The 1,728-nt window shown below is 63.7% G+C and carries 2 protein-coding genes and 1 pseudogene; all 3 read left to right on the top strand.

The window, feature by feature from the left end; all coding sequences use genetic code 11:
* A pseudogene (locus E3T43_RS09975) lies at positions 1-174 on the top strand (IS256 family transposase); the annotation flags it as partial.
* 93 nt (positions 175-267) lie between these two features.
* Positions 268-474 (top strand): hypothetical protein, encoded by a 207-nt coding sequence (locus tag E3T43_RS19090; protein WP_134472348.1) that lies wholly within the window; start codon positions 268-270, stop codon positions 472-474.
* 474 nt (positions 475-948) lie between these two features.
* A complete protein-coding gene (locus tag E3T43_RS09965) occupies positions 949-1,362 on the top strand; it encodes a hypothetical protein (protein WP_134472347.1) in 414 nt (137 codons plus the stop codon).
* Positions 1,363-1,728 lie beyond the last annotated feature (366 nt).

The raw sequence follows: 1,728 nt of genomic DNA, 5'->3' as shown, positions 1-1,728 counted from the left end.
TGCAACATCGAAGACAAACGAGCCCGCGACCGAGCCAAGGAACGAGGTCGAGCCGCAGGCGTCAAACGCAACGCCGAAGGCCGCCTCGTCGAAGGCCAAATCACCACGAACTGGAAGCAAGCCCTCAGCCAGCTCGTGATGATTTACCCCGACCGAATCAACCCCCACCTCTAACCAATTCCCAACACTTACACAAAAAACTTGACAGGCTCCCGGGCTGATCGAATTGACGCGGGACCCACGACGACCCCACTCCACGCTGGCCGCTTGAACACGAACCTGGTTTCCCCGCTTGGCGATACCGTAGGCCATCCCGGGTTCCGTCAGGCCCTGAATCACGGGCAGAGCAGACAATTCGGCCGCGGACAGGGTGGCGAGGGCGTCTTCGTCCTCCGCCGACAGCTCAACACCGTGACCGGCCATGCTGGAGATGACCAGGCCCGCTCCGCCCGGCGCGATCACAGCACCGAATAGCTCCAGCATGTTAGCCACCCCCACCAGGTCCACCGCGACGATCGCCGCCACCGATGCCTGCACCGGCGAGAGTCCCGCCGTGTGAATCACCTGCACGACAGATCCCAGAGCGGATGCCACGTCCGCCAACTCCGCCATCAATTCCGCGGACGAAACGTCCACCTTGTGTTCGGTGACGTCGTAGCGTCAACGCGCAGCATCGAACCGACCCGATCGAGAGCTTCCTGGCTGAAGTCGGCGATCAACAGGCGCTTGCCCGGCGCCTGGCGACGGGCAATAAGTTCCCCTATACCTCCAAAACCGATCACAACAACAACGTCCCGTCCCGAACGGGCGGCAAGGGGCACGACGTCCTCGGCATCCTCCAGAGCGTCGCCGGTAGTCCGGCGCCCAGCGTGTGATTGGCGCGCTGAGCGCTGAAATCTCCGTCATCACACGGGTGAGGTCGCCGCCGCCCACGATCATGGCGCCGCCGTGAATGATGCGGAATATGGGAGCATCGTCGCCGACCACCGTGCCGATCGGCGTGACGACATGGGTGGGGACGCCCCCGATCTGCTCCAGAGACGATTCCATCGGGAGGGTCATCCCGGCCAGCATCTCAGTGACGAACGCGTCGGTCTGCTCGACACAGGCCGACCAGCCGGCGATATCGTCGATCGCCGGCGACGGTGCGCGCACGATCGGGACTTCAAGCCCGGCCCGGGCAGAGTCGCTGAGAACCTCACCGCTGCCGTCACCCACGGGCAAATCTCACCAGCAGCCGACCTCGACGCCGTCATCGACCTGCTGATGGCCATGATTGTCTTCGTCGGCGTCAGTCGCGACGACATCGACCGCATCCCCGCAACACTCCGCATCATCCGGTCCGGGATCACGATACGCTGAACTTCCGATTGGTTGCTCGGCTCACTTTGATTGACTGGTCGCATCGCCCCATGCTGAGTTCGCGCCCTCCCCGCGGACGCGTGCGACTGGCACTAGCCCTCGCCCTGCGACGCCTGGCTACGAGCCGGTTCGACTGAATCCAGGTGCGCTCCACCCAGGGCTGATCATGCCGCGGTAGGAGAATGCGGCGGAGGAGCTCTTGTACCCCTCCGCCGCATTGGCGTGCGCTCAGCCTGCAAAGTTCAGGATGCAGCCCGGCATGCCCGTCTAGGAGTCTGCTGAACAACTTTGGGTGTGGTTTCGCCTTTTTTAAGGCGCGCCTGCCGGGGGTTGGCTCGTGGTCGTTAAGACTGGGGTGATGCAGGG

The organism is Cryobacterium sp. Hh7 (assembly GCF_004403155.1).
In the GTDB taxonomy this organism is placed as follows: Bacteria; Actinomycetota; Actinomycetes; order Actinomycetales; family Microbacteriaceae; genus Cryobacterium; species Cryobacterium levicorallinum.
Note: the sequence above shows the minus strand (reverse complement) of the source record. Positions and strands in the feature narration are given on the sequence as shown.